The 19,438-nt window shown below is 60.1% G+C and carries 21 protein-coding genes; 17 read left to right on the forward strand and 4 right to left on the reverse strand.

What is annotated here, in order from left to right; all coding sequences use genetic code 11:
* Positions 1-20 precede the first annotated feature (20 nt).
* From M1D51_RS09295 to M1D51_RS09305, 3 genes are read left to right on the forward strand one after another with little or no spacing between them, the layout of a single operon-like run.
* Positions 21-1,391 (forward strand): extracellular solute-binding protein, encoded by a 1,371-nt coding sequence (locus M1D51_RS09295; RefSeq protein ID WP_458109283.1) that lies wholly within the window; start codon positions 21-23, stop codon positions 1,389-1,391.
* Positions 1,388-2,257, forward strand: coding sequence for a carbohydrate ABC transporter permease (locus M1D51_RS09300; protein WP_458109284.1), 870 nt, complete (start codon positions 1,388-1,390; stop codon positions 2,255-2,257). The genes M1D51_RS09295 and M1D51_RS09300 overlap by 4 nt, the downstream gene beginning before the upstream one ends.
* A complete protein-coding gene (locus M1D51_RS09305) occupies positions 2,254-3,132 on the forward strand; it encodes a carbohydrate ABC transporter permease (RefSeq protein WP_458109285.1) in 879 nt (292 codons plus the stop codon). The genes M1D51_RS09300 and M1D51_RS09305 overlap by 4 nt, the downstream gene beginning before the upstream one ends.
* Positions 3,133-3,154: 22 nt before the next feature.
* Here the strand turns inward: M1D51_RS09305 and M1D51_RS09310 are convergent, their stop codons facing one another.
* Positions 3,155-3,358, reverse strand: a complete 204-nt coding sequence (locus tag M1D51_RS09310; protein WP_253951685.1) for a hypothetical protein — start codon at positions 3,356-3,358, stop codon at positions 3,155-3,157.
* A gap of 164 nt (positions 3,359-3,522) precedes the next feature.
* On the opposite strand from M1D51_RS09310, the gene M1D51_RS09315 reads away from it, so the two are divergent.
* Genes M1D51_RS09315 through M1D51_RS09340 form a run of 6 tightly spaced genes read left to right on the forward strand, consistent with a single transcriptional unit; the run spans position 3,523 to position 8,611 of the window.
* A complete protein-coding gene (locus M1D51_RS09315) occupies positions 3,523-4,530 on the forward strand; it encodes an AAA family ATPase (RefSeq protein WP_309138424.1) in 1,008 nt (335 codons plus the stop codon).
* Between the two features lie 12 nt (positions 4,531-4,542).
* Entirely contained in the window at positions 4,543-5,472 is a 930-nt protein-coding gene (locus tag M1D51_RS09320; RefSeq protein WP_458109286.1) for a DUF58 domain-containing protein, read from the forward strand.
* Positions 5,453-5,923: a hypothetical protein gene (locus M1D51_RS09325; RefSeq protein WP_458109287.1), complete on the forward strand. Its 471-nt coding sequence runs from the start codon at positions 5,453-5,455 to the stop codon at positions 5,921-5,923. The genes M1D51_RS09320 and M1D51_RS09325 overlap by 20 nt, the downstream gene beginning before the upstream one ends.
* Positions 5,914-6,894, forward strand: a complete 981-nt coding sequence (locus M1D51_RS09330) for a vWA domain-containing protein (protein WP_458109288.1) — start codon at positions 5,914-5,916, stop codon at positions 6,892-6,894. Before M1D51_RS09325 ends, M1D51_RS09330 begins: the two co-directional genes overlap by 10 nt.
* Entirely contained in the window at positions 6,891-7,913 is a 1,023-nt protein-coding gene (locus M1D51_RS09335; RefSeq protein WP_458109289.1) for a vWA domain-containing protein, read from the forward strand. The genes M1D51_RS09330 and M1D51_RS09335 overlap by 4 nt, the downstream gene beginning before the upstream one ends.
* A complete protein-coding gene (locus tag M1D51_RS09340; protein WP_458109290.1) occupies positions 7,910-8,611 on the forward strand; it encodes a hypothetical protein in 702 nt (233 codons plus the stop codon). The genes M1D51_RS09335 and M1D51_RS09340 overlap by 4 nt, the downstream gene beginning before the upstream one ends.
* Positions 8,612-8,723: 112 nt before the next feature.
* On the opposite strand, the gene M1D51_RS09345 is transcribed toward M1D51_RS09340, so the two are convergent.
* Both M1D51_RS09345 and M1D51_RS09350 read right to left on the reverse strand, forming a co-directional pair.
* Positions 8,724-9,227, reverse strand: a complete 504-nt coding sequence (locus M1D51_RS09345; RefSeq protein WP_172325525.1) for a DUF2004 domain-containing protein — start codon at positions 9,225-9,227, stop codon at positions 8,724-8,726.
* A gap of 50 nt (positions 9,228-9,277) precedes the next feature.
* Entirely contained in the window at positions 9,278-10,243 is a 966-nt protein-coding gene (locus M1D51_RS09350) for a LysR family transcriptional regulator (protein WP_172325526.1), read from the reverse strand.
* 396 nt (positions 10,244-10,639) lie between these two features.
* Here M1D51_RS09350 and nrdH point away from each other — a divergent pair, with 396 nt between their 5' ends.
* From nrdH to M1D51_RS09385, 7 genes are all read left to right on the forward strand, one after another.
* The gene (nrdH, locus tag M1D51_RS09355) at positions 10,640-10,882 is read left to right on the forward strand and encodes a glutaredoxin-like protein NrdH (protein ID WP_011775022.1); all 243 of its coding nucleotides are present in this window, start codon (positions 10,640-10,642) and stop codon (positions 10,880-10,882) included.
* A 62-nt stretch (positions 10,883-10,944) separates the two neighbouring features.
* On the forward strand, positions 10,945-11,415 hold the full coding sequence (gene nrdI / locus M1D51_RS09360; protein ID WP_159734007.1) for a class Ib ribonucleoside-diphosphate reductase assembly flavoprotein NrdI: 471 nt from the start codon (positions 10,945-10,947) through the stop codon (positions 11,413-11,415).
* 32 nt (positions 11,416-11,447) lie between these two features.
* Positions 11,448-13,568: a class 1b ribonucleoside-diphosphate reductase subunit alpha gene (nrdE, locus tag M1D51_RS09365; protein ID WP_172325528.1), complete on the forward strand. Its 2,121-nt coding sequence runs from the start codon at positions 11,448-11,450 to the stop codon at positions 13,566-13,568.
* 123 nt (positions 13,569-13,691) lie between these two features.
* Complete coding sequence (gene nrdF, locus M1D51_RS09370; RefSeq protein WP_011775019.1) at positions 13,692-14,666, forward strand: class 1b ribonucleoside-diphosphate reductase subunit beta; 975 nt, start codon at positions 13,692-13,694, stop codon at positions 14,664-14,666.
* A gap of 131 nt (positions 14,667-14,797) precedes the next feature.
* A complete protein-coding gene (locus M1D51_RS09375) occupies positions 14,798-16,012 on the forward strand; it encodes a type II toxin-antitoxin system death-on-curing family toxin (protein WP_458109291.1) in 1,215 nt (404 codons plus the stop codon).
* 50 nt (positions 16,013-16,062) lie between these two features.
* Positions 16,063-16,683: a GIY-YIG nuclease family protein gene (locus M1D51_RS09380; protein WP_458109292.1), complete on the forward strand. Its 621-nt coding sequence runs from the start codon at positions 16,063-16,065 to the stop codon at positions 16,681-16,683.
* Between the two features lie 96 nt (positions 16,684-16,779).
* The gene (locus tag M1D51_RS09385) at positions 16,780-17,766 is read left to right on the forward strand and encodes a dienelactone hydrolase family protein (protein ID WP_458109293.1); all 987 of its coding nucleotides are present in this window, start codon (positions 16,780-16,782) and stop codon (positions 17,764-17,766) included.
* An 18-nt stretch (positions 17,767-17,784) separates the two neighbouring features.
* On the opposite strand, the gene M1D51_RS09390 is transcribed toward M1D51_RS09385, so the two are convergent.
* Complete coding sequence (locus M1D51_RS09390; RefSeq protein WP_458109294.1) at positions 17,785-18,873, reverse strand: PDDEXK nuclease domain-containing protein; 1,089 nt, start codon at positions 18,871-18,873, stop codon at positions 17,785-17,787.
* Positions 18,874-18,933: 60 nt separating this feature from the next.
* Between M1D51_RS09390 and M1D51_RS09395 the strand changes: the two genes are divergently transcribed.
* Positions 18,934-19,425, forward strand: coding sequence for a DNA alkylation repair protein (locus M1D51_RS09395; protein ID WP_458109295.1), 492 nt, complete (start codon positions 18,934-18,936; stop codon positions 19,423-19,425).
* Positions 19,426-19,438: the final 13 nt, after the last annotated feature.

Genomic DNA, 19,438 nt, shown 5'->3' on the forward strand with positions numbered 1-19,438 from the left:
GGAGCACCATGGGCCGCCCAATGAAGTTAGCCGGATTGAATCGGGTGGCGGCGAAGTTTGCCGCAATCGCTTCACTTGCAGCTGTGGTTGTGGCAGCCAGTTCCTGTTCGCCCACCCCTGATGCCGGCAACAAGACGTTGAAGGTTGTCTATCAAAAAACGGATGCCTTCACCGCTCTGGATGCCGTCATGCAGGATGCCAAGAAGGAATTCGAGGCAGCCAACTCCGGTGTGGCCGTTGAACTTCAGCCCATTCAGGCCAACGATGACGATTACGGGACCAAGCTGGCGTTGGCGCAGCGATCCGGAGACACAGCGCCGGATGTTTTCTACGAGGACACGTTTAAAGTCCGTTCGGACGTCGACGCCGGCTATCTCCTTAAGCTGGATGACCACCTGGAAAAATGGGCTGACTGGTCTCAGTTCAACGAAGCGGCCAAGGCAGCCGGCCGGGCAGATGACGGCAGCATTTATGCGGTGCCGCTGGGCACTGACACCAGGGCTATCTGGTACAACAAAAAAGTCCTCCAAAAGGCGGGCATTTCCCTGCCCTGGCAGCCGAAGTCCTGGGAAGAGATCCTGACCACTGCCCGTGCTGTGAAGGCATCGGATCCCAACGTGATCGCCTTCAATATGTACGCGGGCAAGGGAACCGGCGAGGGCACAGTCATGCAGGGCTTTTACGAGCTTCTCTACGGGACTGACAGCACCTTGTATGACGAGGACTCCAAGAAGTGGGTGGTCGGATCACAGGGATTCACTGATTCGCTGGCGTTCCTGAAAACCCTCTACGATGAAAAACTTGCAGTGAGCCCCGCCGAGGCATTGGATGCCAACGTCTGGAAGAAGGTCTTTGGCGAGTGGTTCCCGCAAGGCAAACTGGCGGCCACCGTGGAGGGTTCCTACACGCCGTCGTTCTGGCAAAAAGGCGGCACCTATGAGTGGCCCGGATATGAACAGGACATGGGCGTCGCGATGTTCCCCACCCGGAACGGCCAGGAGCCCGGGGGAGTCAGCATGTCCGGGGGCTGGACGCTTGCGGTGGGCGCGAAGAGCAAAAACCCGGACCTTGCCTTCCAGTTCCTCACCACCGCACTGAACAAAAAGAACGCGCTAGCTTACGACATCAACAATTCACAGATTGCAGTCCGTACCGATGTTGCCGCGGACGCTGACTACTTGGCAGCCAACCCGTTCGTCAAAGACGTCTCCGACCTGGTGGCAGTGACTCATTACCGGCCCGCCACAGCTGACTATCCGAGGATTTCCACTGCCGTCCAGGTAGCCACGGAGTCAGTGATTACGGGGAAGCAAAGTCCCGAGGACGCCGCAGCGGAATACGATGCCACCGTCCGGAAGCTGGTGGGTGAGGACAAGGTCCTGGAGAAATGACCATCCGCCGCGCCATGCGGCTCCTGCCGGTAATTCCGTCTATTTTGCTGCTCCTGCTGTTCCTGCTGGCACCGGTGGCGTGGTCTTTTTACGCGTCTTTCACCGACGCGGCGTTGACGGGAAAAGCGGCGAAGGACCCGCAATGGGTGGGCGCTGAGAACTACCTCCGAATGTTCAGCGATGACTCGTTTCCGCTTTCTGCCTGGCTGACCTTGGTGTTCGTCGCCGCGTCAGCAGTGCTGGGCCAGAACATCCTGGGGTTGCTGATTGCCCTGCTGATGACACGATCCGGAACGGTGGTTTCTTCCTTGGTGGGCACGGCAGTGGTTGCAGCCTGGGTGCTCCCGGAAATCGTTGCTGCGTTTGCTGCTTATGCCTACTTCAACCGGGACGGAACCCTGAACCAAATGGTGGGCATGGTCGGTATCGAGGGGCCGGACTGGCTGTACTCCTTCCCCTTGGTGGCGATCATCCTGGCTAACACGTGGCGGGGCACGGCGTTCTCCATGCTGGTGTACCGGGCGGCGTTGGCGGACGTGCCGCGGGACATTTCCGAGGCCGCGCTCATGGACGGTGCCCGGGGATGGCAAAGACTCACCTTCATCACGTTGCCGTTGATCCGGGGCAGCATCACCACCAACCTGATGCTGATCACCCTCCAGACTCTGGCGGTTTTCACCCTCATCTGGGTCATGACGGCGGGCGGTCCGGCCAACGCCAGCACCACCTTGCCTGTCCTGGCTTACCAGGAGGCCTTCAAGTTCGGTGACATCGGATACGGCACAGCGGTGGCATCGGTGCTGATCCTGTTGGGCATGATCTTTGGGGCCATCTATGTACGGCTTCTGAGGGAGCGGCGCCCGTGACCACCAGGGCGCTGCGAGCGCAGCTACGGAAGACAAGTACGACGTCGGGCGGCAGCTCCCGCTCCCGGGCGCGACTGTGGGCGAACATCGCCTTGGCGGTGGTTGGGGTGTGCTTTGTGGCGCCGTTGCTGTGGTTGCTCCTGGCCGCGGTAGATCCCCAAGCGGGTTACCAGACCCAGGTGCCGTCGTCGCCGTCCATTGCCAATTTCGCCGCCGTGCTGAACCCTGAGTTGTTGTTCCGGCCGTTGGCCAACAGTTTTTGGTTGTCTGCCGGGACGGCTGTGGTGAATCTTCTTGCTGCCGTGCTGGCCGCGTATCCCTTATCCCGGTACCAGTCCCGGTTCAACAAGCCGTTCATGTACACGGTGCTGTTCGGTACCTCGTTGCCGGTAACAGCCATCATGGTTCCCGTGTATGGGTTGTTCGTCCAACTGCAACTGTTGGATTCCATGGCGGCGACCATTTTCTTCATGGCTACCACTACCCTTCCCATGGCGATCTGGATGACCAAGAACTTCATGGATTCTGTTCCTGTGGAGCTGGAGGAGGCGGCCTGGATGGACGGAGCCTCGGCCATGGCTGCGTTGCGGACCATTGTCCTGCCGTTGATGAGGCAGGGGCTTGGAGTGGTGTTCATCTTCGTGTTTATTCAGGCCTGGGGGAACTTCTTTGTTCCTTTCATCCTGTTGTTGTCGCCGGATAAGCAACCGGCGGCTGTGTCGATCTTCAGTTTCTTTGGCCAGCATGGGGCGATCGCCTATGGCCAGTTGGCTGCGTTCTCGATCCTGTATTCGGTCCCGGTGCTTCTGCTGTACACGCTGGTGTCACGGGGCATGGGGAACTCCTTTGCCCTGTCTGGCGCCGTGAAGGGATAGCTGGCGCCGTGCAGGGGGTGGCTCAGTCGATGTCCTCGATGATCTGGCCGTACGGTATGGACTCATCCAGGTGGGCTTGATGCCCGGTGGAGCCCGTGTTGTAGGTGATCCGGACCCCGTGGCGTTGGTCAGCGGCTGATTGAAGGAGGACGGGCCGGACGGCGTCGATGACGTGCTGGTCCTGGGCGGCAAGGTAGTTCTGGTAGGCGGCTGGTAGCTGATGCATGGCAAAAGGATAGACCTCGAAAGGCTGCATGGGGAGGGGTCCCCATTGCGGCCCTGAACGGGGAGGGCTTGGATAGAGTGGCCATGCAGGTGGAACTATCCAGTGCCCGGAATCGGGCGCCGGCACCTGCAAGGAGATGCCGGACGCCAGCGAGGGGACCACGAGTGCAACAGACCACAGCCACGGCCGGAATCGACGCACCGGACATGGCCCGGGCCCAACAACTCGTGGGCAGCATTATCCGGAGTTTTGAAAACAAGGTGGTGGGCCAGTCGCGGCTTCGCGAGACCCTGGTTATCGGCTTGTTGACCGGGGGTCACGTTTTGCTGGAAAGTGTCCCTGGCCTTGCCAAGACCACTGCCGCCCAGGCCATAGCGGAGTCCGTCAGCGCAGAGTTCCGCCGGATCCAGTGCACCCCGGACTTGCTGCCGAGCGATATTGCGGGCACCCAGATTTTCGATGCCGCCAAGGGTACGTTCGTCACTCAGCTGGGTCCGGTCCATGCCAACATCGTGCTGCTGGATGAGATCAACAGATCCAGCGCCAAGACCCAGAGCGCCATGTTGGAGGCCATGCAGGAACGCCAGACGTCCATCGGTGGCGAGTCCTATCCTTTGCCGCAGCCATTCCTGGTGCTGGCTACGCAGAACCCGATCGAGCAGGAGGGCACCTACAGGCTCCCCGAAGCCCAGATGGATCGCTTCATGCTCAAGGACGTCCTGGACTATCCGAGCCCCGCTGAGGAAGCCGAGGTCATCCGCAGGATCGACGCCGGGGTTTTCGACGCCGACAGGACGCCGCCGGCTGCTGCTTCCCTGGACGCTGTGGTCCAGGTCCAGGAACTGGTGAAGAGGGTCTACATCGACCCCGCCATCGTCAGGTATATCGTCGGCCTCGCCTACGTCACCCGAAATGCTTCCCAGTACCTGGAACCCCGCCTGGCGAACCTGGTGGAGTTCGGGGCCAGCCCCAGGGCCAGCATTGCCTTCAGCCAGGCAGCCCGGGCATTGGCCTTGCTGAACGGCCGGGACCACGTCATTCCCGAGGACGTTAAGAGCCTTGCCCACCGCATCCTGCGGCATCGCATCATCCTTGGCTTCGATGCCGTGGTTGAAGGTGTCCCGGTGGAAGCCGTTATTGATGCTGTCGTGGCGTCTGTCCAGACGCCGTAGCGGGGACAACGAGTGCCCAGCTTGCTTCGCCGGGTTAAGTCGAAGATGTTCATCTTCGCCCACCGGAGGACACTTACCCTGCTCGATGGCGAATACGGCTCGGTCTTCAAAGGCCGCAGCCTGGACTTTGATGAGCTACGGGCCTACGTCCCCGGCGATGAAGTCAGGGATATCGATTGGAAAGCCACCGCCCGGCACGGATCGCCCCTGGTCAAGCGGTATGTGGCAGTCCGGCGGCACTCAGTGCTGTTGTTGGTGGACACCGGACGGACCATGGCTGCCCAGGCGTTGTCCGGTGAGTCGAAGAAAGACCTCGCTGTGCATGCCGCGGGAGTCCTGGGATATGTGGCGTGCCGCCACGGGGACGACGTCGGCCTTCTCCATGGGAACGAGGCCGCAACCCGGTACCTCCCGCCCCGCAACGGCGAGGAGCACTTGGAACGGTTGCTGCAGGAGGTTGATGCGAGCGTCGCCGTGGACGGCCCGGCCAGTTCGCTCGCGGAGCAGTTGGATTACGTCCTGAGGTATCTGAAGGGACGTCTGCTCATTGTCGCCATAGCGGACGAGTTCATGCCCGATTCCCGTACTGAGGGCTTGATGCGCAGGCTTCGAGCCCGGCATGAAGTCCTGTGGCTTACCGTGCGGGACGCGGACCTGACACCCCTGGCTGGCCGCAACTCCCCGCAGAGTACGGATGTGCGGACGGGACAGGGTATCCCGTCGATCCTGGCCGGGGACCGCAAGATCCGGGCGGCGTATGAAAGTGCCATGGCCGAACGCGAAGAGCGCCGCAGCTCGATCTTCCGCCGCGTGGGCATAGCCGAGGAACAAACCTCCGGCAGCGATGATGTCCTTTCTGCTGTTTTTGCCCTCCTGGAAAAGCACCGATCCGGTGCCGTCCCGGCCAAGGCTGCCGCCGGGGGTGGCAACCGTGCGCGATGACGCGGGATTCTACGCACCGCTCTTGTACCAGCAGTTGTGGTTCTGGGTCGGGCTGCTGGCGCTGCTGCTGGTGTGTGCCTGGTATGCCTGGATCTTCCGGCCCGCGCGCCGGAAACATACCCCAACCCCGGGGAGGACGCTGCCGGACCTGGATGCATTGCGCTCGGCGTGCCTCACGGCGATCAATGCAACAGCAGAGGACGCCGACGCCGGACGCATCCCAGTGCGCGATGCCCACCAAAGACTCAGCTTCCTCGTGCGGGAGTTTGCCGGGTCAGCCACCGGGCTGCCGGTCACGTCCATGACGCTGGAGGAGCTCCGCGAACAAGGACTTGCTGGTCTCGCGGAAGGAATCGCAGGTATATACCCCAACGAATTCGCCAGAGTGCCCGTCCACCCCGTGCAGCACTCGGCGGAGGCTGCAAGGCAGGTGGTGATCGGATGGAACTGAGCTACTGGTGGATGCTTCCCCTTGCCGCCGCAGCGGTGGCTCTCAGCGCCTGGCTGTACCGTCGTCGTCGTTCTCCCAGCACCCGGCCCATTGCACACGGTGCCCGCCTGACAGACCTTCCGGAATATCAGCACGCACTCCGCAGGCACAAGCTGCGGCTGGCCTGTGCTGTGGTCCTAGGCGCCGTATTCCTCGCCGCCACCGCCACCGCCGCCGCAAGGCCCGTCATGCGCACCACGGAGGAGCCGGAAATCCGGAACAGGGACATTGTGCTTTGCCTGGACGTCTCTGGATCCATGACCAGCACCGACGCAGCCATCGCCGCGGTATTCGAAGACCTCGCCAAGGAATTCGACGGCGAAAGAATCGGCATGGTCATCTTCGACAGCAGCAGCGTGCAGCTCTTTCCGCTCACGGATGATTACTACTACGCCGCCGAACAGTTGGCCGAAGCCAGGGAAGCCCTGGACAGCGGGGCAGGATCCTTCTTCGACGGCACGTGGAACGGCGCGGGTTCCTCGCTGATCGGGGACGGCCTGGCATCCTGCGTGCAGAGCTTCCCCGATGACACGGCAGCTTCAGGGCCCCAGCGCTCACGCTCAGTGGTGCTGGCCACTGACAACTTCCTCTCCGGGGAACCGATCTTCAGCCTGGAAGAAGCAGCAACATTGGCCGCCGCAAAAAACGTGAAGGTCTACGCACTGAACCCCAGCGACATGGACTACGGCAACCAACCCGGCGAGCCGGGCTCCCAACTCAGGGCTGCCGCTGAGCGTACAGGGGGTGCGTACTTCACTGTGGACAGCTCTGAGGCTGTGCAAGGCATTGTGGGGAAAGTGCAGGAATCAGAGGCAACAAGCTACCGGGCAGCACCCCGGGCGGTGGTGACAGATGCTCCCGCCTGGCCGCTTGGGATCGCCCTGGTTGCCGGAACGGGCATGCTGGTGCTCGGTTGGCGGCTGGAACCATGACCTTCGCCCCCATCCTTCCGTGGCCCCTGCTGGTGCTGGCGCTCGCAGTCGTGGTGATACTCACCGCGCTGCAGTGGGAACCTTGGAAACTGTGGACACCAGGGCCTCCGGCGCGCAACCAACCACGGCCGAACCTGCGGCCCGCAGTGATGCGGTCCGCCGCCGTCGTGCTTCTGCTCCTTGCCATGCTCCGGCCGGGCTGGCCCGGTGGGCAGGCCAACACCGCCGCCGCGGAGATGGACGTGTTCTTTGTGGTGGACACCAGCACCAGCATGGCAGCCGAAGACTACAACGGTTCCGCCACCCGTCTGACGGGCGCCCAAAGCGACGTCATGGCGATAGCCAAGGAGCTCGCCGGTGCCAAATTCTCACTCATCACTTTCGACAACAAAGCCACCGTCCGCATGCCCCTCACCCGCGACACCACAGCCCTGCAGACGGCCATGACCACGCTCCAACCCCAAATCTTCCGCTACGCCAAAGGCAGCAGCGTCACCGGTGCAGCACAGCTGCTCGAAGACAGGCTCGCTGCAGCCAAGGAGCAACATCCGGGGCGACCCGCGCTGGTCTTCTACGCCGGCGACGGCGAAAACACCAGCGCCGAACGCCCGGCAACCATGAACGCCGATAACGTCGCCGGGGGAGCAGTCCTCGGCTACGGCACCAGCCAAGGCGGGCGGATGAAGGAAAGCCCGGAACCTGACGCCGGCTACCTCAAGGACCGAAGCCACGACACCGCACAAGACGCCGTTTCGCGCATCGACGAAGAGCGGCTCCGCGCCATCGCCGGCCAGCTCAACGTCCCGTACGTACACCGAACAGGCACAGAGCCTCCAACAGCGATGTTCAGCAAAGCCAAGCCAGGTGCCCTCACCATTAGCGATGCAGACACGCCCGGACGCATTGAGCTCTACTGGCTGCTCGCCCTGGCCGCCTTCCTGCTGGCACTGCACGAGCCCCTGCGCCACCTCGCCGCGCTCCTGAACCTCCGGCCTACATCGAAGGAACGCAGCCCGTGAACCAGAACCTACGACGACGGCGCCGGCTTGCGCTATGGTCCGCACCACCGGCCCTTTTGGCGCTCGCAGTGTCCGCGAAGCTGTTGAGCGTCGGCTTCCTTGGCGGTGCAGCGGCGGAGTCGTATGCCGCCGGCCAGGGGAGTGATGTAGAAAGAGCGGCAACGTGGCTTGGCCTTGCAAACATTGTGGAGCCGCATAAGGCCTTGTTCGCTTCAGGGGGCGCCCAGGTGTTGGCCGGTGACTTTGCCGCTGCCAGGGCTGATTTTGAGGCTGCGTTGCGCGCGGGGCCGGGCGATGACGAATGCAAGGTCCGGGTCAACCTGGTGCTCAGCATCGAGAAATTGGGAGACGCCGCCGGCGAGGGCGATGCTGCGGCCCGCCTGTTTGCCGAAGGGCTTGCTGCCGCGGAGGCGTCACCGCCACAGTGCCATGCTGTTGGTCCCGCCAATGCCGCCGGTGAGGGTGCCGCCCTTGATGAAGCAGAAGAGCGGCTCAGCTCAAAAATCGCTGAGGGCCAGCCGCAAAATGGTGGACCCCAGCAGCCTTCCAAGGAATCGCCGACCGCCCCTGCACAGGAACAACTTAAACAGCTGGAGGAAAGTGCGAAACAAGCCCAGCGGGAGCGTTCGGAAGGGCAGGAGCGCGGGGAGTATCTGAGAAGCCCTGACGATGGTCCGCGCGTCGACAGGCCCTGGTGAACCTTTTATCCAACAAAGTTCACCAATTCTTGGACCCACATCGGACAACAACGACGGCGGCCGGTCACCAAGAAGGTGACCGGCCGTCGTCGTACGTTGTTGGAGTTGTTTGCTACTCCCAGAGGATTTCGTCGTCCACCACGCCGTCTTCATCGGCCGCGACCACCAGGAGCTCGTCCGTGAAGTGTGATCCGAGCGTGAAGTCCAGGACGAAGTACCGTTCCGGCTGTCCCGGGTAGATGGCGACGTGGCCGAGCTTGAGGGCCTTGAGGAACACATCGTTGGTCAGCTGGCCCTTGTCCCGGACGCCGAAGACCGATTCCAACTGCTCATCCTTGAGCTGTGAGCTATGGAAATGCAGGAACTGTTGGGGATTGGTGCCGTCCTGGTCGAGTTCGTCGGCGATCATTTCCCTGACTTGGTCCACCAGTTCGGGGAGGAAGCGCAGTCGGTAATCCACCTTGCGCATGGCCGCCTCGTCAAAGTGATCGTGCGCGGTGACATTGAGGTCCAGTTCCAGCTGGTTGCCGGCGAGCTCGTGTCTGGCGACGAAACAATGTTCACGCCCGTGGTTGAGCTCGATCTCCCCAAAATGTTTGCTCGCTACCTTGCCCATGTGATCAATCTAACCCCATCAACCTGCGGGTTCCAGCACTTGGCAATATTTCACCTACGCCGTTGCGGACCCTTGACAGGCGCGGTTTTCAGGGGGTGAAGTCCGCTCTTGCCGGAGGTGTCCCGGAGGGTATCGGCCAGCAGCTGTGTGAACAACTGCACTTGGGCGGTCCGCTTTTCGTTGATGAGCAGGGCGAAGACGTTTCGTGCCAATCGGATGTCCGGTACGTCAAGGACCACGACGCCGGATGGCCGGTTCCGCAGCGCCAGTTCCGGTACCAGTGATGCGCCCAGTCCGGCGGCGGTCATTTCCAGGCTGGCGTGGAAGTCGTCGCTGTAGGCCACCACGCGGGGGTGAAGGTTGCAGCTGGCGAAGAGCCGCTCAATCACCAGGGCGTCACTGGTGCCGGGGTGGTGGATGATCCACGGCATGTCGGACAGATGCGCTGCTTCGATCTCGGCGTCCTCGCGAATCTTCCAGGACGCAGGCAGCACCACCCGGAAATCATCGTCCCCGATCCACTGCCGCTCCAGCGAGTGCGGCCAAGCCAGGCCGGACTGCCCCACCTGGTAGACCAAGGCCACATCCAATTCGCCGCCGCTGCGCAGGCCCTGGATGGTTTGGGCGGGTTCGGCCACGGAGACCCGGAGCTCAATGCCCAACCCATTCCAGCGTTCGTTCCGAAGGATCTCAGGCAGCACATAGGTGGCAAGGCTTGGGAAGATGCCCAGCCTCAGTTCCTGGGCGGGGGAGTCGTTGGTCCTTGAGGCCGCCGCCATGAGGGCCTCGACGTCGGTCAGTACTTTCGAGGCGTGCCGGGTCATGGTCATGGCCGCTTCCGTGGGGACAACGCTGCGCGCTGACCGCTGGAAAAGCTCGACGCCGGTATCGCGTTCCAGCGCGGCCATCTGCTGGGAGACTGCCGAGGCTGTGTAGCCAAGCTGGGCGGCGGCAGCGGCAAAGGAACCCAAACGGGTTACTTCCATCAGCGTCCGGAGGTGGAGGAGATTGACCATCAGCAGATTTTAGCTGTTCGCCACGCCACATTTTCAAAGTGTCACGACACGCCGTATCCCGGCGACACGCTGGAGATTAAATGTGGCTAAGTAGTCCACAGGGTGTGGATGACATCTCTCAATTTGGCGGAATCACGGACATTTTGAGGGCCCTTGCCTGTGGACGACCGGTGGATTGAATGACATACTTGTAATACATCATCTTGGGGTTCCAGTTCGACGCTTGCACTACATGTAGTATCGATTTACGGATTGAGCGGGAAACCAGCGCAAGACAAAATCAGAGCGTGTTGGCTGTCACGGCAGCCCGCGGGCCGGTATCGGATTCAGTAGTTAGTTCCGGTTGAGCCCGCCAGATACGAAGAGCGACAGACTTCAATTAAGGGGACAGGGATCATGACCGTAACGGTTTACACGAAGCCGGCCTGTGTTCAGTGCAACGCAACCTACCGGGCACTGGACAAAAAGGGCATTGCCTACCAGAGCGTGGATATCTCCCAGGATGCCGAGGCCCTTGAGCGCCTCAAGGCACTGGGTTACATGCAGGCGCCGGTTGTCGTAACCGAGCAGGACCACTGGTCTGGTTTCCGCCCGGACAAGATTGAGGAACTGGCACAGGCCGTTTCCTCCGTGGCCTAAGTTTCATTCAAACTTCGCCACCACAGCACACTCAGAATTCCTATGTAGTCGAGGTGACTCCCATGGCACCGCTGGCAGCGGCACCCGTACGCGATGCTGCGGAAGCTGTGACCACGAGGAGTCACCTCATCTACTTTTCCTCGACCTCCGAGAACACCAAACGATTCGTCCAAAAATTGGGCACGGATGCTGCGCGCATCCCGCTATATGCCCAGGATGCTCCGCTGAGAGCCCTTGAACCCTTCGTCCTTGTTCTGCCCACCTACGGCGGAACGAACGGCGAAGGTTCCGTGCCGAAGCAGGTCATCAGATTTCTTAACGATCCCAGGAACAGGGAACTGATCCGCGGTGTTATTGGAGCAGGGAACACCAATTTCGCGGACAATTACTGCGCGGCGGGGGACATCATCTCCGTCAAGTGCAAGGTGCCGCATCTTTACAAATTTGAACTCATGGGAACGCCGGAAGACGTTCAGCGGGTCAACGAAGGGCTGGAAAAGTTTTGGACACAACTGTCGCAGAAACAGAAGTAACCGGGGGCGCTGTGGACACGGTCAAGAAGCCGCTGCCTGAGGCTTTCAAGGGCTTGGGCTATCACGAGCTCAACGCCATGCTGAACCTGTATGGCCCCAACGGCGAGATCCAGTTCGAAGCCGACCGTGAAGCTGCGCACCAGTACTTCCTGCAGCACGTAAACAACAACACGGTGTTCTTCCACGACCTGGAAGAGAAGCTCGACTACTTGGTGAAGAACCAGTACTACGAGCGCGAAACCCTCGACCAGTACACGATGAACTTCATCCGCGACCTCTTCAACCGCGCGTACAAGAAGAAGTTCCGCTTTGAGACCTTCCTGGGCGCCTTCAAGTTCTACACGTCCTACACACTGAAGACCTTTGACGGCAAGCGTTTCCTGGAGCGCTACGAAGACCGCGTCTGCATGGTTGCCCTGCACCTGGCACGCGGCGACGAAGAGCTGGCCAACCGCCTCGTCGATGAAATCATTGACGGCCGTTTCCAGCCGGCAACCCCCACGTTCCTCAACGCCGGCAAGGCACAGCGCGGCGAGCTCGTCTCCTGCTTCCTGCTCCGCATCGAAGACAACATGGAGTCGATCGCCCGTGCCATCAACTCCGCGCTCCAGCTCTCCAAGCGTGGCGGCGGTGTAGCGCTCTCGCTCACCAACATCCGCGAGCACGGCGCCCCGATCAAGCAGATCGAAAACCAGTCCTCCGGCGTCATCCCCGTGATGAAGCTCCTCGAAGACAGCTTCTCCTACGCCAACCAGCTCGGTGCCCGCCAGGGTGCAGGTGCCGTGTACCTGCACGCCCACCACCCGGACATCCACCGCTTCCTGGACACCAAGCGCGAGAACGCTGATGAGAAGATCCGCATCAAGACCCTCTCCTTGGGTGTTGTGGTTCCGGACATCACGTTCGAGCTCGCCAAGAAGAACGAGGACATGTACCTCTTCTCCCCGTACGACGTGGAGAAGGTCTACGGTGTTCCGTTCTCCGATATTTCGGTGACCGAGAAGTACTACGAGATGGTTGACGATTCCCGGATCAAGAAGACCAAGATCAGCGCCCGCGAGTTCTTCCAGACCCTCGCGGAGATCCAGTTCGAGTCCGGCTACCCGTACATCATGTTCGAGGACACCGTGAACCGGGCCAACCCGATCGACGGCAAGATCACCATGAGCAACCTGTGCTCGGAGATCCTGCAGGTTTCCTCGCCGTCCATCTACGCCGAGGACCTCAGCTACGAGACCGTCGGCAAGGACATTTCCTGCAACCTCGGTTCCATGAACATCGCCAAGACCATGGACTCGCCGGACTTCGGACTCTCCATTGAGACTTCCATCCGCGCCCTCAGCGCTGTGTCCGACATGTCCTACATCAACTCCGTTCCTTCCATCGCCCAGGGCAACGCCCAGAGCCATGCGATCGGCCTCGGCCAGATGAACCTCCACGGCTACCTTGCCCGCGAGCACGTCCACTACGGTTCCGAAGAGGGCCTGGACTTCACCAACATCTACTTCTACACAGTGCTGTTCCACGCCCTGCGCGCTTCCAACCGCCTGGCCATCGAGACCGGCCAGAAGTTCGGCGGCTTCGAGAAGTCCACCTATGCATCCGGTGAGTTCTTCGACAAGTACACCGAGCAGGAATGGGCTCCGGAAACGGACCGCGTCAAGGAACTCTTTGCCGGCCACCACATCCCCACCCAGGACGACTGGCGCGAACTGAAGGCTTCGGTCATGGAGCACGGCATCTACAACCAGAACCTCCAGGCCGTGCCGCCTACCGGTTCCATCAGCTACATCAACAACTCCACGTCCTCCATCCACCCGGTGGCCGCCAAGATCGAAATCCGCAAGGAAGGCAAGATCGGGCGCGTCTACTATCCGGCTCCGTACCTGACCAACGACAACCTGGAGTACTACCAGGATGCCTACGAAATCGGCTACGAGAAGATCATCGACACCTACGCCGCTGCCACGCAGCACGTGGACCAGGGCCTGTCCCTGACGCTGTTCTTCAAGGACACCGCCACCACGCGCGACATCAACAAGGCGCAGATCTACGCATGGCGCAAGGGCATCAAGACCCTCTACTACATCCGTCTCCGCCAGCTCGCGCTGGAAGGGACTGAGGTGGAGGGCTGCGTTTCGTGCATGCTCTAGTCAACCGTTATCGGCTGACTATCAGCGGCCTCGGCTGCACCCAAAACTAAAGATTACGACGGCGGGCCACCACCCGCCGTCGTAGGCTTATCTCAAGAAAAACCATCGCTTAAAGGGGATGAAATGACCGAAAAGGTCAAGCTGCTGACGCACGTCGAGGCCATCAACTGGAACAAGATCCAGGACGACAAGGACGTGGAAGTCTGGAACCGGCTGGTCAACAACTTCTGGCTCCCGGAGAAGGTGCCGCTGTCCAACGACGTCCAGTCGTGGCATACCCTGACGCCGGATGAGCAGCAGCTCACCATGCGCGTTTTCACCGGCCTGACGCTACTGGACACGATCCAGGGCACGGTCGGTGCTGTTTCGTTGATTCCTGACGCGATCACCCCGCACGAAGAAGCCGTGTACACCAACATCGCCTTCATGGAGTCGGTGCACGCCAAGTCCTACTCGTCCATCTTCTCCACCCTGTGCTCCACCAAGGAGATTGACGACGCCTTCCGCTGGTCGCTCGAAAACGAGAACCTGCAGAAGAAGGCCCAGATCGTCATGGACTACTACCAGGGCGACGATCCCCTGAAGCGCAAGGTTGCCTCCACTCTGCTGGAGAGCTTCCTGTTCTACTCGGGCTTCTACCTGCCCATGTACTGGTCCTCGCGCGCCAAGCTCACGAACACGGCCGACCTCATCCGCCTCATCATCCGCGACGAGGCCGTGCACGGTTACTACATCGGCTACAAGTTCCAGAAGGGCCTGGAGAAGGTTTCCGAAGCCCGCAAGCAGGAAATCAAGGACTACACGTTCGAGCTCCTCTTCGAGCTGTACGAAAACGAAGTCCAGTACACGCACGACCTCTACGACGGTGTCGGCCTGGCCGAGGACGTCAAGAAGTTCCTGCACTACAACGCCAACAAGGCCCTCATGAACCTCGGCTATGAGGCCATGTTCCCGGCTTCCGTCACCGACGTGAACCCGGCCATCCTGTCGGCGCTGTCCCCGAACGCCGACGAGAACCACGACTTCTTCTCGGGCTCGGGCTCCTCCTACGTGATTGGCAAGGCTGTCAACACGGAGGATGAGGACTGGGAGTTCTAACTACGAATCGGCACCATGTGGTGACTCATAGGCCGGTCCAGAGGCCGCTTCTGTAATGTCGGGGAGCTTTCTCGGAGCGTAGATGAACTTGCGGGAACTACTCTGACAGCACGACCTTTGATTGGGGATTTTTGACAAAGACAACTGTTGGCGCGTTGGCCGCTCGTGCCAATTTAGACCACGAACAGACATTAGTTGCGCTCTGGGGCGGAGGGATTGAGTACGTCAAAAGTCCTGGTTCGGTAATTGAGGCGAAAGATATTCGGACAGCTGAGCGTGTTATTGGTATTCCTGGAGCGCAGCAGCGCAAGGTGTCATACTGGCTGACGGAATATGGTGTTTCGAGGACCGAGTTTGGGGAACTCCTAGCTGAACTGGGATTCCATCTAAGGCCTGAAGCCATCAGCATGCCGAAAGGCTCAGTCCGGCGCATCAACACATATTTGAAGTCAACGACTGAGACCAAGGCCCGCACGTTGGAACAGCGTCGTGAAGATCTTAAAGTCGAAGCTAAAGTTCCTGCCGCGCCTTTTGAATGGGTCCCGAAAGGAGTGCTTCGCGGCAGCCAGCTTCTGACAACCGAGGAAGTCAAAGGCATTCACGAAGAACTTGAGCGCGACTTCGCCGAAGCCGAGGACCCGATTAGTCCGTCCGGGGTTCGTAGCATAGCGCTACTAGAAAGTGCGGTCTCACGACCGGCGACGAGCCTTGGAGGCCAATACAAGTACTGCACAGTTGAATCAGCGGGAGCGGCTCTACTGCACTCTTTGGTTCAGAACCATGCCTTTCACAACGGAAACAAGCGTACGGCTCTGGTGGCACTACTTGTTTTTCTTGACCGTAATAATTTCGTCCTCGAATCCAACGAGGATGAGTTGTTTAAGTGGATGATTCTTGTAGCTTCCCACCAACTGTTGCCGACGGGCTTCACATACGATCAGCGGGCTGATCGTGAAACATCTGAAATTGCTGATTGGATAATCAAACGGTCTAGGCCTGTAAGCAAAGAGGAGCGATCAATCACTTGGCGAAACCTATCAAGGTTACTCAAGTCCAAAGGTTGTGAAATCTCTCAGCATCGGGGTGAGAAATTGGAGATCACCAGAACGGTAACTCGTCGAAGCCGCATTCTGGGCTTTTTGAAAACGCATAAACTAAATGCCTATTTTACTAATACGGGGGACGGTCGCGAAGTGCCTCGAACAATAGTAAAGCGTATTCGTCAGGAACTCGAGCTGGACCAAGAACACGGGGTGGATTCCGAGCAGTTTTACTCAGATGGACGCGAACCTGACTATTTCATCTTAGAATATTCTAAACTCCTGAAGAGATTGGCGAAAGTGTAGTGCCTAGCCAGCCTGGATATGTGTATGTCCTTTTAGAACCTGCGAATGCTGTGGAAGTTAAAATTGGTTATACTTGCGGCCCAGTTCAAAGACGAGTGACAGAACTCTTCACGACCGGGCGTTCAAGGCCTTTGGTGCAACTATGGAGTGTATTCGTGGATAACCCGCAGGAGTTGGAACTGCGGATGCACGATCGTTTTGCCGCCGCGCGAATCTCCAATTCCAGAGAATTCTTTAGTATTTCGCCGCAGGATGCCATCGTCGCGCTAATTGATGAGGCCGCACCTTTTCGGCTGCCTGACCCGTGCGTTAGTGAGGGGCGCGTCGACATATTCTTAAGGCTGCTAACTAGACATGGTTCCGAAATCTTCAATCGCCATATCAAAGGTGTATCTATTGTGGTGACGACGTCGGGTGTTCGTTTGGAGATTAATAGATTCCAGGAGGAAGTGGGCGGGTCGAACCAGCTAGTTGATTTGTCTTTCTTGTCGGATCCAAGGTTCACGAACGATCTGTCAGCAGAGCAAAATGCCGACCTTTTCGTGGAACTCGATCCGGTTGCCTTGAGCATGATAGATGGTCTGCTTGACAACGAAAAGGCGCAAGCAGTATTCGACCGTTATAGGGCGATTAAGGCCAATAGCGATCCAGCGTTGGATACCGACCCATAACCACCTGCTCCCCAAGACGCTGGCCATGGAACCGTCTCACCCTTGCCCGCGTCTTCTCATCAGGGGAGGATAATCCACATCGTCGGGAGGTTCGCCATGGTGCAACTGGAGAAGTTCGAAAAGTACTTGATCGAAGAGTTCTACGATGACTACCGCTCGGGCGAGATGTCGCATAAGACATTCACCAGACGGGTCGCGTTCATCATGGGGAGCATGACCGCTGCTGCGGCGGCCATGACCCTGATGGGCTGTACGCAGGACGAGGTTCCCAGAACCACCGATCCGATGCCAACGCCTTCGCCCGCAACGTCGTCGGCATCGTCGCCAGGATCTGCAGAGACCGCTACTAGGGCCGTTCCCAACGCAAAGAGCCCGTTGTCCGTCCCAGAAGGTGCTGCAGGCCTGACGACGGCGACAGTGAAGTTCGACTCCGGCGGAACGGAAATCAGCGCGTACCTTGCCAGGCCCGAGGGCGGGAAGAAAGGCCGCGGTGTGTTGATCTGCCACGAAAACCGTGGGCTCACCCCGCACATCCAGGACGTCGCCCGGCGCTTCGCCAAGGAAGGCTACGCAGCGTTGGCGCTGGACCTCCTCAGCAGGGAGGGCGGCACAGCGACTATGGACCCGGATGCCGTCCCGGGTGCACTGACGCAGGCTGGTGCGCAAAGGCACGTGGGCGACTTCAAAGCCGCCTTCGAGTACCTCAACGGCCAGGACTTTGTGGAGGATGGCCGAATCGCCATGATCGGGTTCTGCTTCGGCGGTGGCATCACCTGGCAGGCAAGCACCGAGATCCAAGGACTCAAAGCAACATCCGCCTTCTACGGTCCAGCTCCGGACCTGGCCAAGGTGCCCACCATTAAGCCGGCGGTCTTCGGCGTCTACGCGGAGAACGACGCACGAATCACCGGGGCCATGCCGCAATTCCAGGAAGCGTTGGACAAGACCAGCGTGAAGCACCAGCTCAAGATGTACCCCGGAGTGGACCACGCCTTCCACAACGACACCAGTGAGCGCTACGTGGAGGCGCAAGCGACGGCAGCCTGGAATGACACCCTGGCGTGGTTCAAGGACAACGTCTAAGCCGCCCTACCCGAGAACTCAGCCCTGCAACCTCGCAGCCTCAGTGGCCAACTCGGCCTCCAACGTCTCGATGCTCGGCAGGCTCGCCACCAGCTCATCCGGCAAGGAGTCAGCAAGGGAAGTTTTCCACTCCGCAATGCCCACGGGAGCGTTGAACCCGCGCAGTGCGTACTCGGCCACCACGCTGTTCTTCTCCTTGCACAACAGCAGGCCGATGGTCGGCTTGTCGTCTGGATGCGCCATGAGGTCATCCACCGCCGCCATGTACATCCCAAGCTGGCCCAGGAATCCGGGCTCGAACTTCACGGCCTTCAGCTCGATCACCATGTAGCAACGCAATTTCAGGTGGTAGAAGAGCAGGTCAGCGAAGAACTCTTCGCCGGCAATCTCCAACCGGACCTGCTCGCCCACGAAGGCAAACCCCTGGCCCAGCTCCAACAGGAATTTCTCCACGTGTTTCACCAACTGCAGCTCCAGGTCCCGTTCGGTATGCCGATCACTCATGGACAGAAAGTCAAAGACGTAGGGGTCCTTGGTTGCCTGCTGCGCGAGGTCTGAATCGGCAGGAACCATGGTGGAGGCAAAGTTGGTGATGGCTTGCCCAGAACGCTCGTGCAAGCGGGTTGAAATCTGGTGCGTCAGCACGTTGCGGGACCACCCGTGTTGGGCAGCTGCCGCGGCGTACCAAAGGCGCGTGGCGGCGTCGTCGAGCTTTTCCATCAGTGCGATCTGGTGGTACCAGGGCAATGTTGCAAGCGGCGCTTGCAACTTTGGGAAGTCCGGCCAGGCCTGCGCGAAGCTCTTCATGTACCTCAAGTTCCTGGGGGAGAAGCCTTTGGCTTCCGGGAACCGGGTACGGATGTCGGCAGACAAACGGGTGACCACCTTGGCGCCCCAGCCTTGCTCGGATTCGCGTTCGGCGAGCTGCCGGCCAATGCTCCAGTACGAATTCAATAACTCACTGTTGGCCGCTGCCATCGCCCGGGTCCTGCCGGCCCGGACCTCCTGGGCAACAGTTTTCAGCAGCGTGGGGTACCAGTCGGGCATGGACGAAGCAGCCGGGACACCCGGAAATGATGCCTCGGTGGCGAGCTCTTGGGACGTCATGGTGCTCCTGTCGATTGCTGTTGTGATCACGCTAGGCCGAGGCACTGACAAAATAGGCGGGTGAGTGAAGCCGGTGAATTCGTGGACTACACCCTGCAAATGGAGTCCACGTGGGAGAAAGCTGATGAGGTCAGTGAACGTCTGGGTGGTGCGCTGAAGGTGTATGGCGCATCCGTGGGTGCCGTGCGGGGAACCGTGAGGGACACGCTCAAGCGGTACAAGAACCTGGACCATGACGACATCACTGCCTTGAGTTCGGAACTCTGGGCCGAACCTGTGTTTGAACGGCGCCTCGCAGCAGTGGTTCTGCTGCAGACCAGGGTCAGTCTCCTGGTCAACACCGACCTCACGCGCATTGAAGGTTTCATCAGGAGGGCAGGGACGCGCGAACTGGTGGATCCCCTGGCCGTAGACGTCGTCAACCCGTTGGTGGCGCGGTTGGAGGGACTCGCGAAGGAACGCGCCGAACGCGTACTGGAACGGTGGGCCGCAGACCCGGATCCCGAACTACGGCGGGCAGCGGCTTTGGCAACAGACCACGGCAGCCCTTGATATGGACCAGTTA

The sequence above is a fragment of the Arthrobacter sp. R3-55 genome (assembly GCF_054161505.1).

What these genes read in the sequence shown, in the direction of transcription:
- M1D51_RS09295 (WP_458109283.1), top strand. Translation starts at nt 21, where the DNA reads ATGAAGTTAGCCGGATTGAATCGGGTGGCGGCGAAGTTTGCCGCAATC.
- M1D51_RS09300 (WP_458109284.1), top strand. Translation starts at nt 1,388, where the DNA reads ATGACCATCCGCCGCGCCATGCGGCTCCTGCCGGTAATTCCGTCTATT.
- M1D51_RS09310 (WP_253951685.1), bottom strand. Translation starts at nt 3,358, where the DNA reads ATGCATCAGCTACCAGCCGCCTACCAGAACTACCTTGCCGCCCAGGAC.
- M1D51_RS09330 (WP_458109288.1), top strand. Translation starts at nt 5,914, where the DNA reads ATGGAACTGAGCTACTGGTGGATGCTTCCCCTTGCCGCCGCAGCGGTG.
- M1D51_RS09335 (WP_458109289.1), top strand. Translation starts at nt 6,891, where the DNA reads ATGACCTTCGCCCCCATCCTTCCGTGGCCCCTGCTGGTGCTGGCGCTC.
- M1D51_RS09345 (WP_172325525.1), bottom strand. Translation starts at nt 9,227, where the DNA reads ATGGGCAAGGTAGCGAGCAAACATTTTGGGGAGATCGAGCTCAACCAC.
- M1D51_RS09350 (WP_172325526.1), bottom strand. Translation starts at nt 10,243, where the DNA reads ATGGTCAATCTCCTCCACCTCCGGACGCTGATGGAAGTAACCCGTTTG.
- nrdH (WP_011775022.1), top strand. Translation starts at nt 10,640, where the DNA reads ATGACCGTAACGGTTTACACGAAGCCGGCCTGTGTTCAGTGCAACGCA.
- nrdI (WP_159734007.1), top strand. Translation starts at nt 10,945, where the DNA reads ATGGCACCGCTGGCAGCGGCACCCGTACGCGATGCTGCGGAAGCTGTG.
- nrdF (WP_011775019.1), top strand. Translation starts at nt 13,692, where the DNA reads ATGACCGAAAAGGTCAAGCTGCTGACGCACGTCGAGGCCATCAACTGG.
- M1D51_RS09385 (WP_458109293.1), top strand. Translation starts at nt 16,780, where the DNA reads ATGGTGCAACTGGAGAAGTTCGAAAAGTACTTGATCGAAGAGTTCTAC.
- M1D51_RS09390 (WP_458109294.1), bottom strand. Translation starts at nt 18,873, where the DNA reads ATGACGTCCCAAGAGCTCGCCACCGAGGCATCATTTCCGGGTGTCCCG.